This window comes from Pseudomonas sp. GW821-FHT07F01, from assembly GCF_059418825.1.
The window spans coordinates 98,546-111,365 of the sequence record NZ_JBWKQO010000008.1 but is presented as its reverse complement, the minus strand read 5'-3'; the positions used below and the strand labels follow the sequence as shown (position 1 = coordinate 111,365).

14 protein-coding genes are annotated in these 12,820 nt (G+C 53.0%); 11 read left to right on the top strand and 3 right to left on the bottom strand.

Features of this window, described 5'->3' with window-relative positions:
• Positions 1-9 precede the first annotated feature (9 nt).
• The 11 genes from AC07R1_RS27475 to AC07R1_RS27425 all read left to right on the top strand — a co-directional run bounded on the left by AC07R1_RS27475 (position 10) and on the right by AC07R1_RS27425 (position 9,119).
• Positions 10-1,341 (top strand): flippase, encoded by a 1,332-nt coding sequence (locus AC07R1_RS27475; RefSeq protein WP_495111136.1) that lies wholly within the window; start codon positions 10-12, stop codon positions 1,339-1,341.
• A complete protein-coding gene (locus AC07R1_RS27470; RefSeq protein ID WP_495111135.1) occupies positions 1,338-2,015 on the top strand; it encodes an FkbM family methyltransferase in 678 nt (225 codons plus the stop codon). The genes AC07R1_RS27475 and AC07R1_RS27470 overlap by 4 nt, the downstream gene beginning before the upstream one ends.
• A 1-nt stretch (position 2,016) precedes the next feature.
• Positions 2,017-2,913: a glycosyltransferase family A protein gene (locus AC07R1_RS27465; protein ID WP_495111134.1), complete on the top strand. Its 897-nt coding sequence runs from the start codon at positions 2,017-2,019 to the stop codon at positions 2,911-2,913.
• Positions 2,910-3,716 carry a methyltransferase, TIGR04325 family gene (locus AC07R1_RS27460; protein WP_495111133.1) on the top strand — a complete coding sequence of 269 codons (807 nt, stop codon included), beginning with the start codon at positions 2,910-2,912 and terminating at the stop codon, positions 3,714-3,716. Before AC07R1_RS27465 ends, AC07R1_RS27460 begins: the two co-directional genes overlap by 4 nt.
• A 121-nt stretch (positions 3,717-3,837) precedes the next feature.
• On the top strand, positions 3,838-4,770 hold the full coding sequence (locus tag AC07R1_RS27455; RefSeq protein WP_495111132.1) for a hypothetical protein: 933 nt from the start codon (positions 3,838-3,840) through the stop codon (positions 4,768-4,770).
• Entirely contained in the window at positions 4,770-5,132 is a 363-nt protein-coding gene (locus AC07R1_RS27450; RefSeq protein ID WP_495111131.1) for a sugar 3,4-ketoisomerase, read from the top strand. Before AC07R1_RS27455 ends, AC07R1_RS27450 begins: the two co-directional genes overlap by 1 nt.
• Positions 5,129-6,226 carry a DegT/DnrJ/EryC1/StrS family aminotransferase gene (locus AC07R1_RS27445; protein ID WP_495111130.1) on the top strand — a complete coding sequence of 366 codons (1,098 nt, stop codon included), beginning with the start codon at positions 5,129-5,131 and terminating at the stop codon, positions 6,224-6,226. Before AC07R1_RS27450 ends, AC07R1_RS27445 begins: the two co-directional genes overlap by 4 nt.
• Positions 6,227-6,457: 231 nt before the next feature.
• Complete coding sequence (locus AC07R1_RS27440) at positions 6,458-6,922, top strand: GGDEF domain-containing protein (protein ID WP_495111129.1); 465 nt, start codon at positions 6,458-6,460, stop codon at positions 6,920-6,922.
• Between the two features lie 156 nt (positions 6,923-7,078).
• A complete protein-coding gene (locus AC07R1_RS27435; RefSeq protein ID WP_011063715.1) occupies positions 7,079-7,450 on the top strand; it encodes a hypothetical protein in 372 nt (123 codons plus the stop codon).
• A gap of 10 nt (positions 7,451-7,460) precedes the next feature.
• The gene (locus AC07R1_RS27430) at positions 7,461-7,910 is read left to right on the top strand and encodes a DUF3828 domain-containing protein (protein WP_011063716.1); all 450 of its coding nucleotides are present in this window, start codon (positions 7,461-7,463) and stop codon (positions 7,908-7,910) included.
• A gap of 126 nt (positions 7,911-8,036) precedes the next feature.
• A complete protein-coding gene (locus AC07R1_RS27425) occupies positions 8,037-9,119 on the top strand; it encodes a dienelactone hydrolase family protein (protein ID WP_019092772.1) in 1,083 nt (360 codons plus the stop codon).
• Positions 9,120-9,152: 33 nt separating this feature from the next.
• On the opposite strand, the gene nirK is transcribed toward AC07R1_RS27425, so the two are convergent.
• The 3 genes from nirK to AC07R1_RS27410 form a co-directional block, all read right to left on the bottom strand.
• A complete protein-coding gene (gene nirK, locus AC07R1_RS27420; RefSeq protein WP_495111128.1) occupies positions 9,153-10,241 on the bottom strand; it encodes a copper-containing nitrite reductase in 1,089 nt (362 codons plus the stop codon).
• Between the two features lie 113 nt (positions 10,242-10,354).
• The gene (locus tag AC07R1_RS27415) at positions 10,355-11,173 is read right to left on the bottom strand and encodes a YfaP family protein (protein WP_015637188.1); all 819 of its coding nucleotides are present in this window, start codon (positions 11,171-11,173) and stop codon (positions 10,355-10,357) included.
• Between the two features lie 3 nt (positions 11,174-11,176).
• Positions 11,177-12,820 (bottom strand): DUF2300 domain-containing protein, encoded by a 1,644-nt coding sequence (locus AC07R1_RS27410; protein ID WP_495111127.1) that lies wholly within the window; start codon positions 12,818-12,820, stop codon positions 11,177-11,179.

Below are 12,820 nucleotides of genomic sequence, written 5' to 3'. Positions count from 1 at the left end.
ATAAACTCCGTGAATAAGTTAACCTTCTTATTGCATAAGCTCACACCTAAATCTGTTCTTAAAAAATTACAGCTTAGGGCCGACCTACAAGTCATAGCTTACAATAGCGGCTGGCTTCTACTTGACAAAGGCCTTCGCCTCCTACTTGGACTATTTGTTAGTGCATGGGTTGCGCGCTACTTAGGACCAACAGAACTTGGAGAGCTTTCTTATACCATCACTTTGATTGCATTCTTTCAAGCCATAGCAAGCTTAGGTGCGGAATCCATCGTTGTTAGGGATATATCCCATAAAAGCTCCGATGCAGGCGAGATACTTGGCACAACTTTTATTCTGAAACTGATAGTTGGGATTCTATGTTGGCTAACTATAATCGCATTCTTAATTGTAACGAACGGACTCCATGAGCGCATAGTCCTACTAGCAACTCTAGCAGGCTCGGTTTTAGTCTTTCAAGCTGCCGACACAATAGATCTTTGGTTTCAAAGTCAAAATCAAAATCGAAAAACCGTAGTTGCAAAAATGATTGCCTACTTACTATCAAGCAGTACGAAGATTGCACTAATACTATACAAAGCACCCTTGGAAGCGTTTGCAGCAGCTATCGCCCTAGATATGGCGTTTACCGCTATTGGCCTTTATATCATTTACAAAAAATCTGCAAAAAAGAATAGATGGCTTGCAACAAAAAAGTGCGCTCATAGAATCCTTCGAGAGTCATGGCCTTTTATCATTAGCGGGCTATCCATCATGACCTACATGAGAATAGACCAATTAATGATTAAAAACTCTCTCGGAGCCGAGGCTCTTGGACTTTACTCCGCCATGCTCCCACTATCTACTTTGTGGCACGTCATACCAACGACGCTGAGCATCGTTCTACTTCCATTTATATCGAAGAAAAAAATAGAAAGCGCTGAAGCATACAGCAATACACTTCTAAGTATATTCAGATATTTTTTGGCCTGCAGTGTAACAATTGCAATAGCAGTATCAGCACTATCACCCTTCATAATTACTGCACTCTACGGCCCAACATATAAAGACGCCGCCCCGATACTTAGCATTCATATATTTACAATAATACCCGTTTTTCTCGGAGTCGCACGCAGCCTCTGGATTGTAAATGAAAGAAGATCAATGCTATCGCTTTACTCTACACTTATTGGTGGCGCCATTTCTGTAACCTCTAACTGGATTCTGATACCGATACTGGGTATGACAGGAGCCGCGATTGCAGCAGTAGCTTCTTATTTCATCTCAGCAGTTCTCCTAACTGCCATATTTGATCCTAAAATATTCCTTATGCAACTAGGGATTCGACGTTCGGAAAAGTCATGAAAAAAAAACTGAAGAGCATCATAAAAGGCATCTTTAATCGCCACTACTACTCAAATAACTCATACGCACAAGAGGGGGAAGATTTAATTATCGACAGACTTTTAGAGAAAAAAAATAAAGGGTTTTATCTTGAAGTAGGTTGCCATCACCCATTCCGCTTTTCAAATACATACTTTTTCTACAAGAAAGGCTGGAGTGGACTCTGCATTGATCCATTGCCTGGAGTAGGTGAAGAATTCAGTCGCTGGAGAAAACGAGATACCATTATCGAGAAAGGTGTCTCAAGCACAGAAGGCCACTTAATTTATTATATGTTTAATGACCCTGCGCTGAACACTTTCGACGAAGCTCTCGCTAAGAAAAGAGACGGCTTCCACGGATACAGACTTATTGAAAAAAGGAAAATTCAAGTTAGCCCACTTTCCTCCATTATCGAAGATAGCGGCTACAATGGAAAAATTGACTTTTTATCAGTAGATGTTGAAGGCCTTGATCTTGAAGTTCTGCAATCCAACAACTGGGAAAAATATCGCCCCAAAATTGTAGTTGCAGAGTCTCTTTCCCAAGAAGTAGTATTTTTCAAAGACCGCATATATCAATATCTCCAGGACCTGGGCTATAAATTTTATGCAAAAACAGGTAACAGCTTAATCTTTATCGACGCTCGAGGTTAATGTGTACGCACCTGTTATTTTGTTCGTATATAACCGCATCCATCATCTCCAGGTCACGATAGATTCATTAAAGCTTAACAAGCTAGCCCCCAAAACAGACTTAATAATTTACTCGGACGCAGCAAAAAACAAACAAAGTGCAGAGGAAGTATTAAAGGTCCGACTTTACCTCACAAAAATAGATGGTTTTCAGTCAGTCACCATTATTCATCGAAATTCAAATTTCGGCCTCGCCAACTCCATTATTGACGGTGTTAGCGAGACACTAAAAACATATAGACGAGCTATCATTTTAGAAGATGATTTAGTTACAAGCCCGTACTTTCTTAACTACATGAATGACGCTCTTGAAATGTACCAAGAGCACTCTGAGGTCGCGAGTATTCACGGCTACATTTATCCGATAAATAATAAAAACCTGCCTAATTATTTTTTTATAAAGGGAGCCGACTGCTGGGGCTGGGCAACCTGGGACCGTGCCTGGCAACACTTTGAAGCTGATGGAAACCTGTTACTAGAACAAATTAATAACACCCCTGACAAAGCAGACTTTGACTTCTCAGGAGGCTACAACTATACAAAAATGCTTCAAGATCAAGTGGAGGGTAAAAATAACTCCTGGGCTATACGCTGGTATGCATCTGCATTCTTAAGAGGAATGGTTACACTTTATCCATCACAATCATTCGTCCATAATATTGGCAATGATGGCTCAGGCACTCATTCTGAAATTACCAATCATTTTGATGCCGACATTTTGAAGCACTACCCTCCGCTGTCATTAAATAGTACAAAAGAAAATACAGTCGCCCGGGCTCGAATAACAGAATATTTCTACTCAACCAGACCGAGTTTTTTTCGCCGAGCCATTCGTGCAATTATGCGGAGAATACGATGAAGAAAATTATAAAGCAGTTTCTACCGCCAATAATTCTCAGCGTATATAGAGCGATTAAAAGCTCACGTTTCGGCTTTATGGGAGACTACCTATCCTGGCAAGAAGCTGAAGACGAATGCAAGGACGGCTACGCAGCAGGCCCCATCTTTGAGAGCGTCAAACAGGCCGCACTTAAAGTTAAGAGCGGAGAGTATTTTTGTGAGCGCGACTCTGTACTTTTCGACTCCCCCCAATACTCTTGGGAGTCGCTGGCCTGTTTAATGCACGTTGCCGCTCGTTCCTCTGGCGACCTGAATGTACTAGACTTCGGGGGAAGCCTGGGTAGTAGCTATTTCAACAATCGACTGTTTATCTCTGGACTGAAGACACATTGGTCAATTGTTGAGCAGGAACATTTTACAAGCTTCGGTTCAGAACACCTTGAAGACCAGAGTCTTTGCTTCCATAAAACCATTGAAGAAAGTATCAGCGCGCATCAACCAAATGTAATTTTGCTCTCCAGCGTACTGCACTATCTACCTGAGCCGTACGAGTGGCTTGAACGATTACTCTCGGTTGCCCCCCCCTTCGTTTTGATTGATCGAACCCCCATGGGAAAAAATGGTCGAGACATAATCAAAGTACAGCGGGTACATCCATCTATATACTCAGCGAGCTACCCCTGTCGCATACTCGACCTTGACAAGATAATCAGCCATTTGAAAAGCCACAATTATAAAATCCTAGAATGTTTCCCTACACATATTGACGGTGACATCAAAGGCGGTGAGTACATGGGAATCTTTGCTGAAAAACTCGCTTAACTTTCAGCCATCAACTTGCACCCAAACGTAAACACCCAAGAAAAACCAAAGCCTCAGGGATAGCAATATGTATAATTTTTGCACATTATTTGACTCTCGATACATGTCTCGAGGACTTGCCATGTATGAATCCTTGAGCGTCAACTGCCAGAATTTTCATTTATTCATATTCGCATTTGACAAACTATCCTACGAATACCTTTCAAACGAAAATCCTCCTAACGTAACGATAATATCCCTAGAGGAGTTTGAAACCGAGGCGCTGCTCTCAGTTAAGAAAGAGCGTAGCCCAGGTGAATACTGTTGGACATGCACCCCCTTTACTATCCTGCATGTATTAGAGCATTATAATTTAGAAAACTGCACCTATCTGGATGCAGATCTATATTTCTTTTCAAATCCAGTCGTTCTCATTGATGAGATGCAGAGCAACTCCGTCCTGATCACGGAACACCGCTACACAGAGATATACAATCAAGAGACTACAAGCGGAAAATACTGCGTTCAATTCATGACCTTCAAATCCACAAAAGCAGGAATGAAAGCCCTTCGCTGGTGGGCAGAAGCATGCCTAGAATGGTGTTTCGATAGGTTCGAAGATGGGCGCTTCGGCGATCAGAAGTATCTGGACGACTGGACGGAACGCTTCGAGGAGGTTCATGTGCTCTACCATTTAGGTGGTGGTGTGGCCCCTTGGAATGTACAACAATATGCTTTCACTCTTACTGATCAACAGGTAACAGGCACTGAGTTGACTACGCAGCAAGCATTCGACTTGGTCTTTTTCCACTTTCATGGATTTAAGATCCTACCAGATCAGAAGGTTGATCTTGGGGGGTATAGACTCTCCGAAAAAACCAAAAAAATAGTATACCAGCCATACGTAAAGCATCTCATGCAAATTGAGCAGTCTATTCAAACCAAGACGTCAGCCACTGGCAGCCTATCCATCACCAGGCCCGCTCCCAATGACTGGAGGAGCTTCGCACGAAAGTTGCGACAAAAAATAACCGGGTGTTATAATATTCATTTAATCAACTGGTTTTATAGATAATGGCCAAACTGATAGTTATCCCAACATTTACTGATGCACGAGGATCTCTATCAGTAATAGAAAAACAGATACCATTCTCAGTAAAGCGAATTTATTACATTTACAATGTTGTAGGTCAGCGTGGTGGACACCGCCATAAAACCACTAAACAAGCGCTGATTTGCCTGGGTGGTAGTTGTAAAATTTTTGTAGATGATGGAACTGATAAAAAGACCTACACTTTAAATAGCCCTGATCAATGTTTGCTTTTGGATGCAAAAGATTGGCATACAATGCAAGATTTCACCACATCAGCGACTTTACTGGTCCTAGCTTCTGAGTTTTATGATTCATCTGACTATATTGATGAGAAATATCCATGATCGAATATGAAAATCTAGGTCGTCTGAACGCTCCTTTCTTCATGGAGTATGAAAGCGCCTTCAAACAAGTGCTCGAAAGTGGATGGTACGTACTAGGAAAGAATGTCGCTCAATTCGAGTCAGCTTTTGCTGAATATTTGAGTGCGGATTACTGTACTGGTGTCGCCAACGGCCTGGATGCATTAGTTCTTGCACTGCAAGCACTAGACCTCCAAGCCGGAGATGAAGTCATCGTTCCAGCAAATACCTATATTGCAACCGTTATCGCGATTGTGCGCCTTGGCTTAAAGCCTATATTGGTTGAACCTTGTCTTCATTCTTACAACATAGACCCGGGCAAAATCCAAGCCAGTATTACGAAGCGAACTCGTGCCATTTTGGTTGTACACTTATATGGTAAGTCCTGCGACATGGATCCAATTCTAGACATTTGCGCAAAACATGAACTGCGCCTTGTTGAAGATTGTGCTCAATCTCACGGATCGACATATAAAGGTAAAATGACCGGAACCTTTGGTGATTTTGGTTGCTTCAGCTTTTACCCCACTAAAAATCTGGGAGCCCTAGGTGATGCCGGAGCTGTTATAAGTGCCAATAGCGCTCTAGATAGCACCATAAAAAAACTAAGAAACTATGGTTCAGTAAAGAAATACCACAATGAATTAATTGGCTACAACTCTAGACTTGACGAAATACAAGCCGCTTTCCTGAGCATCAAGCTCAAGTCACTAGAAAAAATAAATACGCACAAGCGAGCTCTAGCCGATATATATTTCAGCCATCTCGACGACGCGTTCATCAAGCCTCTTCGCAATGAGAATTTTGGAGATGTATTCCACATTTTCAACATAAGGCATCCCCATCGCGACAAGCTGAAGAGTTATCTCTTAGAGCATGGTGTAGGCACTGAAATTCACTATCCGATCCCTCCTATTGAACAGACTGCCATGAAGGGAATTATTAGTGGAAACTTCCCCATATCCGAGAAAATACACAAAACCACATTAAGTCTACCTATCTCTTTTTTTCATACGAAGGAAGAAATTCTGCTGGTATGTAAAACTGCGAATCACTTTATTGCTGAGCATGGATAAACTCAAAAATAATAGAGCGCGCCTAGAGCATACGCACAGTTATCGACCAATATCTGGCTCTATATCAAGCACTCAAAGTCTACAGTGCCGGGGTGCCACTCTTCTCCTTCATGCTGTTCGAATCGATGCTGTATGTGATCGGCATTGCCTACGTGACCCTGTGCATGACTGCGCTTCAAGGCGGCGGCCTTCTGCGACGCCCTGACCGGTATCGGCAACCGCCGGGCGTTCATGGTCAATGGCGAGCGGATGCTGATCGAATGCCAGCGCCGGGGCTCACCAATGGCCTTGCTGCTGTGCGACCTGGACCATTTCAAGCGCCTGAACGACGCCTACGGTCATCAGACCGGCGACCAGGTGCTGGTCGCATTCAGCCAGGTGCTTGCAGAAGCCCTGGGTACAAAAGACGTATTTGCCCGCATTGGCGGTGAAGAGTTCGCCTGCCTCCTGGCCGCGACCGATGAGCAGGCCGCAGTAACGGTAGCCGAGCGGGTTCGCCAGGCTTTTGCCCGCTTGCCTCTGCTGGAACCCGGGCTGCTCAGCGTCAGCATCGGTGTGGTCAGCAGTGAAACCCGGGGCTACGACCTGCCGCGCCTGTTGTCCCTGGCCGACGAAGCCCTGTATGACGCCAAGCACCAGGGGCGCAACCGAGTGCATACGGTATCGCGCAGCGCCCTGGAGTTGCAGCCGGACTGAACGGCCAGGCCGCCTGGCTCCTGCGTGGTTTTGCCAATCAGCGGGATAACTGTGATACGCCCCCCAAAGGCGGCAAATAAGGCACTTAGCCAGTATTTCCGGCGCCCTTGGGCAAGAATAAACTCGCCGCTCTCCAGGACTCTCGGATGACAAGGAATGTGGAATAAAGAAGCCGCTATCAGTCACTTGAACGCTCACGCTCACGCCGGTAGTACGGGGCGCTGTGCGGCCTATACTCGCCAGGCGATCGAAGCCGGTGGCGGTGGGGTGATTCTGCACAGGAAGCACTCGGCCAAGGACTTCGGCTCATCATTGACTTCTGCCGGTTTCATCGAACAGCCGGCCGGCCAGACGCCCGCAGCGGGCGATGTGGTGATCATCCAGCCCATTCCAGGGCACCCCCACGGTCACATGGCGATGTTCAACGGCACACTCTGGGTGTCAGACTTCAAGCAACTGCACGGTTTCTACCCGGGGCATTCCTACCGGGTGCAGAAACCTGCCTACAAAATCTATCGCCATCCGTAAGGGGTCCTCCATGAGAATGCTGTTCTGCTCGCTTCTGGCAGCGGTCGCGATGCATCAGTCGGTCGCCCTGGCCGACTGCGCCAGTTCGCCAAAGCCCGCAACCCAGGCGTTTTATAGCTGGTACCTGCAAACCTTCAGCGAAGACAAGGATCCGTTGACCGACAACGTGGCGGAAATGAAGAAGTACGTCTCCGACTCGCTGATCACCAAGATCAAGAAACAGATGGCCAGCCCCGACGGCCTGGAAGAGGACTACTTCCTCAAGGCCCAGGACTACATGGATGAGTGGCTGACCCAGATCAAGGTCAGCGAACCACAAGTCCAGGGCTCCAGCGCCAAGGAGCAAGTGACGTTGGGCAACACCCCGGACACCACCCAGATCGTCGATGTGCGGATGATCAAGGACAAGGGCTGCTGGAAGATCGATGAAGTGATTTCCACCGCCGACCAGAGCGATTGACCTACCGCTTCGGCGCTGACTCCGGCCACAGCGCGGGTCGTCCATCCGGGCGATCCGCCATGCTAAGCTGCGCGCCGTTTCGGGCAACGGCCCGGGACCTCCTTCACTGAAAAAGGACTCTCAGTCATGTCGTTGCCGGCCGCAGTACGCCTGCCCCTGTCATTTCTCTCGCTGTTCAGCGTTCTCAGCCTCAGCAGTTCCTGGGCCCATGCCGATGCGCAGCAGGACGTCGCCAAGGGGCGCTGGCAAGGCCTGGCCGGCATGGCCAACCTGTACCTGGACGAAGCCACGCCAGCGGATTTCATCGAGGCCGGGGACAATGAGAAGAGCCAGCACGACAACTACGCCGGCGCCCTCGCCTACTACCTGACCGCTGCCCGCCTCGACCCGAAGAATGCCTACGCCTCCTACCAGGCCGCCGGCAGCCTGGCGGCCATGGACAAGAACAAGCGCGCCGCCGAATACCTCGACCAGGCCCGCGAGCGTGGCTTCTGGCAGCTGGTGCTGCTCAAGGAAGACGACGAACTGGAATCGTTGCAGCAGGACCCGGCCTACAAGAAGCTGTTGCAGGCCGCCGAGAAGAACTACCCGGCCAAGGCCAGGGATGCGGGCCTTGCGGCCTTCAGCATTCCCCAGGGCAAGGCCCCGAGCGAGGGCTGGCCGGTAGTGGTCTGGCTGTCGGGGTTCGGTACCGAAGGCAGCGACGGTATCGACATGCGCACGGACCTTGTGGGGGAAAAAGCCGTGCTGGTGGGCATCAACGGCACTCTCAAGCGCGACGAGCACCAATTCATGTGGCAGCAGCATTCGGTAGCACCGACCGAAGAAGCGGTCAGCGCAGCGCTGAAGAAACTGGAAAAGCAGACCCGTATCGATCGCTCGCGCATCGTCCTGATGGGTTTCTCCCAAGGTGCCGAGCACGCCTCGCACCTGATCGCCGAGTACCCGCAGCATTACAGCGGCGCGCTGCTGCTGTCACCCGGCGGCTACCGGATTCCCTTCGGCGAAACCAAGGCTCGGGACAAGCGCATCGTCATCGTCCATGGCGCCAAGGAGCACGAGAGCAACCAGAAGCTCACCGCCGCCACGCAACAGGCCCTGGAACCCGGCAACCAGGTCCAGAGCCATGAGCATGAGCAAGGCCATACCTTCCAGGACGACTGGCGCCAGGTGTATCCGGGCTACCTGAAGTTCGCCCTGAACCTCTGATGCCAGGTGCCGGGGCTTGAGCCCCGGCTGCTATCACTTGGCCGGAGTCATGGGCCCGGGGGCCTTTACCTGAGTCATCAGGTCATCGTCCCACTGCCCCTCGACCTTGACCTGAGCCAGGGCCCCCAACTCCATGGCCTCGATCAGGTTGTGGTTGAGGTACACGTAGGTGCCCGGCTGCTTGAAGGTGTAGAGCGCCGCCAGGGCGGAACCGCCGGGGATGAACCAGGTCTCCAGGTTGCGTTGCGGGGCGTTGGCGAACTTGCCGGTGGTCCAGACCCAGTCGCCATGGCCGCCGATCAGGTGCGGACGGCTGTCGCGGTTGGCCTGGGAGTGGATGAACAGCACGCTTTCGCCGACCTTGGCGGTCAGGGCGTTGGCTCCGGTCAAGGCGCCGACACGGCCGTTGAACACCACGTGGCTCGGGGTCAGGGTACGCATCACTTCACGGGTGTCCTGGTAGCTGGAGGCCAGGTCCGGGTAGCTCTTGTAATGCCCGTCCTTGTCCTTGGGGATGTACAGGTCGAACTCGCCGATGGTGTAGGCCCGGTCATAGTGCAAGGGCTTGCCGGCAGGGTCCTGCAAGCCTTCGCGCGGCAGCACCATCAAGGTCCCGCTCATGCCCGAAACCACGTGCCAGGGCACCATGCCCGGCGGCGCGCAGTGATAGACGAAGGTCCCGCTGCGGTCAGCCTTGAAACGCAGCACCACTTCCTGCCCCGGCAGCACCTGGGTCAGCGCCGCACCGCCCAGGGCACCGGTGGCCGCATGAAAGTCGATGTTGTGGGGCATGCTGTTGCTGGCCGGATTGCTCAGGGTCAGCTCGACGTAGTCGCCCTCGTGCACCACCAGGGTCGGCCCCGGCATGGAGCCGTTGAAGGTCATGGCCTGCAGGGTGGTGCCCTGATCGTCCACCACCATCTTTTTCTCTTCCACGCTCATGCGGAACTGCACAACCTTCGGCGGCCCGCTGACAGCCTGCTCATGAGCATGCACCTGGGGCGGCGCCACCAGGTCCACCTTGACCCGCTGCAAACCGTCGGCGCCCGCGGCCAACACCAGGCTGGAGGCACAGCTTCCGGCCACTACACAGCACTTCAACCACGATTGAAAAGCACCCATGTTCTGCATTTCCCTGCCAATGAATGGTGATTCATTGCAAGGCAAACACCGGGGGCCCGTATTGTCTCAGGGCAATGAACGGATGGCCGGGAAAGCGCATCCGTTGAGCCCGGTCATGGATAACTGAAACTGCGCACCAGGGTCAGCTCCCCGGGAGCGCGCATCGGCACCACAAAGGTCTCGCTCTTTTCATCCGGCGTGCCTTCCTCGGTAATCACTGTGACCTGGGCGGTGGTCAGGGGCTGCACGGCATTTTCCTGGCCGCCGTCTTCATCGTCGTCACTGCGATAACCGCCACCGTAGTAGTTCACATAGACCAGGTACTGGCCCTTGAGCGGCGCCGGCATGGAGAAGATCTCCGGGCCGTAGCCCGTGGTCACGTCCACATCCAGGGTCGCGCCGTTGGGAGCCACGCGGTCGCCGTACCAGATGTGCGCGCCGTCCGGGGTTACCAGGTGCAGGTCGAGGTCGGTGTTGTCGCTGTCCCAGGACAGCAGCACGCGCAACTTGGGCGGGGTCACGCCACCGCCGGTGTTGAGAAACTGCACGCGCTTGCGCTGCTGGCCATCCGGGCTGCGCACTTCGACGCTGTTGCTGCCGTTGGGGAAGGCGTACGGCCGGTCGAAGCTGCCTTGCTCATCGAACTTGAGCGGCATGCTGACGCCATTGACGATCAGCTTGCCGGGCTCTTTGTTCGCCTTGGGCGCACCCTTGATCTGCCCGCGAATACGCGCGGTATCGGCCTGGCCCTGGGGGGTATTCACCGAGGAGGCCGGGTAGTTGACCTCCTGAATGTACTGTTCACCATCCATGGCTCGAGTGCGCCAGCCGCCCTTGGGGGTGTCGAGCTGGATGCCGCTGTCGGCCAGGGCCATGGGCAGGCTGAACATTCCACAAAGGAACAGGAGGACCGGGGGAGCAGGAAGTTTCATGGCCTATTCCAATAAAAGATGACGGGCGAGCCCTTCGATGTAGGTTTCATCCTGGCCGTTGGGATGAGCTTCAAAGGCCAGGTGCAGGTATTCATGAGTCAGGTCGAGGCGATCTTGCAGCGAGAGCACGCCCCGCACATAGATGCGTTGCCGTTCACGGTCGACGTAGGGCCGGCCGAAACTCAGGCGGCACACGGCGAACTGGCTGATTTCGTTGTAGCCGATCTCTTGCTCCAGCGGTTGGCGCCAGCGCCGGCGCTGCTGCAGCAGCCACTCCTGGGCCGCCGGCAAGGGTTCGCAGGAGGCCACGGGGTTGTCCCAGCGGCTGAGGCTGGCCCGGGGATAGGCGTGCAGCAGGATGGCGTCGTAGCGTTGCCCGGACCGGGCCTGCTCCACGGCCTGCTGCCAGGACAGTTTGTCCGGCGCCTTCAGGTCCGAGTGGTAGGTGACTTGAGTGCCGGCCAGCACCAGGTCGCTGGTCCAGGCGGCAATGGCCCGGGCCTGGGCAGTGGCCGGGCGCGGCGCGACCCGCTGGCGGTTGCTGCTGTCGTCGATGCTCAGGCATTCGCCGCTGCGCCCGGCGTTCTGCAACAGGTAGGTACGGATGGCCACGGCCAACGCCTTGGCGGCCTCCACTGGCTCACTGGTGGCTTCGCGCTGCAGTACCCGAGCGACATATTCCTCACGGTCCAGGCGCGCCACCAGTCGCTGGGCCGCAGGGTCTTGCTGCAGGAACAGCTCGCCGGCGCTGTGGATATCCAGCTGGTTGCCGTTGGCAAACTCCACCCGGTAATCCCCTTGCAAGGCACCCGGTTTAGCCGGCTGGCCGCCCTGGCTGACGCTTTTGAGCGGGTAGCGGGAAAACAGGCTGACCTCCACACAGCGGCCTTTATCCACAGGCGGGTTGTCCGGCAGTTCCTGGTTCAGGGCCTGGGCGTAGTCCTTCAACACCCGTTGGCTGGTGCCACGCCCGCCCCCCCACAGCGGTGTGCCATCCACCAGCCAGCCGGCAAAACCACCCTGGCGCGACTGCGGGTCCTGATCCGCCAGCCAACTCCAGGTCTTGACCCGCAAGCGCCCGCCCAAGGCGCCCACTACTGCGCCGTCGGCGGCATTGAGCACCACATCCAGCAGCACGCGCCGGGCCGTGTCCCGGGCCGGCAACAGCGCCAGTACCTGCAGCAGTTCCGCCACCGGGACCCGGGTCTGGGGCTGCAGCTGGTTGAGGTCCTGCAACCAGTCGGGAGCGTTGCGGGCCTGCCAGTAATGGCGCCAGTCAGCGGCGGACAGTTGCAAGCGCTGGGGCTCGAAATACAAACCGCAGGAACGTACCAGCGCCTGATCACGGGCGATGCTGGCGCCCACCGCACAGCAATAGACCTCTTCCTTGGACTTGCCCTGGCAGGCATAGGCCGGCTCCTGGGCGCCGGTGTCCACCAGCCAGGCGTAGACAAAGAGTTTCCAGACACTGCCCAGGGGCGCTTGCAGATCCTTGGGCAACGGCTCGCGAGACAGAACCTGGGTCTTGCTCAGGCTCACCAGCTCACTGTCCGGGGCGGTTTTCCAGGCCAGGCGCAGAGGCTCGTCCTGGGCCGTCACCCACCCAGGAAGCAAACACAGACATAGCCAGGCCCAGCACCGCACCAT

Bases quoted from the DNA above. Each gene is read 5' to 3' on its own strand.
- AC07R1_RS27430 (WP_011063716.1), top strand. From the start codon at position 7,461: ATGAGAATGCTGTTCTGCTCGCTTCTGGCAGCGGTCGCGATGCATCAG.
- AC07R1_RS27440 (WP_495111129.1), top strand. From the start codon at position 6,458: ATGGTCAATGGCGAGCGGATGCTGATCGAATGCCAGCGCCGGGGCTCA.
- AC07R1_RS27470 (WP_495111135.1), top strand. From the start codon at position 1,338: ATGAAAAAAAAACTGAAGAGCATCATAAAAGGCATCTTTAATCGCCAC.
- AC07R1_RS27460 (WP_495111133.1), top strand. From the start codon at position 2,910: ATGAAGAAAATTATAAAGCAGTTTCTACCGCCAATAATTCTCAGCGTA.
- AC07R1_RS27415 (WP_015637188.1), bottom strand. From the start codon at position 11,173: ATGAAACTTCCTGCTCCCCCGGTCCTCCTGTTCCTTTGTGGAATGTTC.
- AC07R1_RS27410 (WP_495111127.1), bottom strand. From the start codon at position 12,820: ATGGTGCGGTGCTGGGCCTGGCTATGTCTGTGTTTGCTTCCTGGGTGG.
- AC07R1_RS27445 (WP_495111130.1), top strand. From the start codon at position 5,129: ATGATCGAATATGAAAATCTAGGTCGTCTGAACGCTCCTTTCTTCATG.
- AC07R1_RS27435 (WP_011063715.1), top strand. From the start codon at position 7,079: ATGTGGAATAAAGAAGCCGCTATCAGTCACTTGAACGCTCACGCTCAC.
- AC07R1_RS27450 (WP_495111131.1), top strand. From the start codon at position 4,770: ATGGCCAAACTGATAGTTATCCCAACATTTACTGATGCACGAGGATCT.
- AC07R1_RS27455 (WP_495111132.1), top strand. From the start codon at position 3,838: ATGTATGAATCCTTGAGCGTCAACTGCCAGAATTTTCATTTATTCATA.
- AC07R1_RS27425 (WP_019092772.1), top strand. From the start codon at position 8,037: ATGTCGTTGCCGGCCGCAGTACGCCTGCCCCTGTCATTTCTCTCGCTG.
- nirK (WP_495111128.1), bottom strand. From the start codon at position 10,241: ATGGGTGCTTTTCAATCGTGGTTGAAGTGCTGTGTAGTGGCCGGAAGC.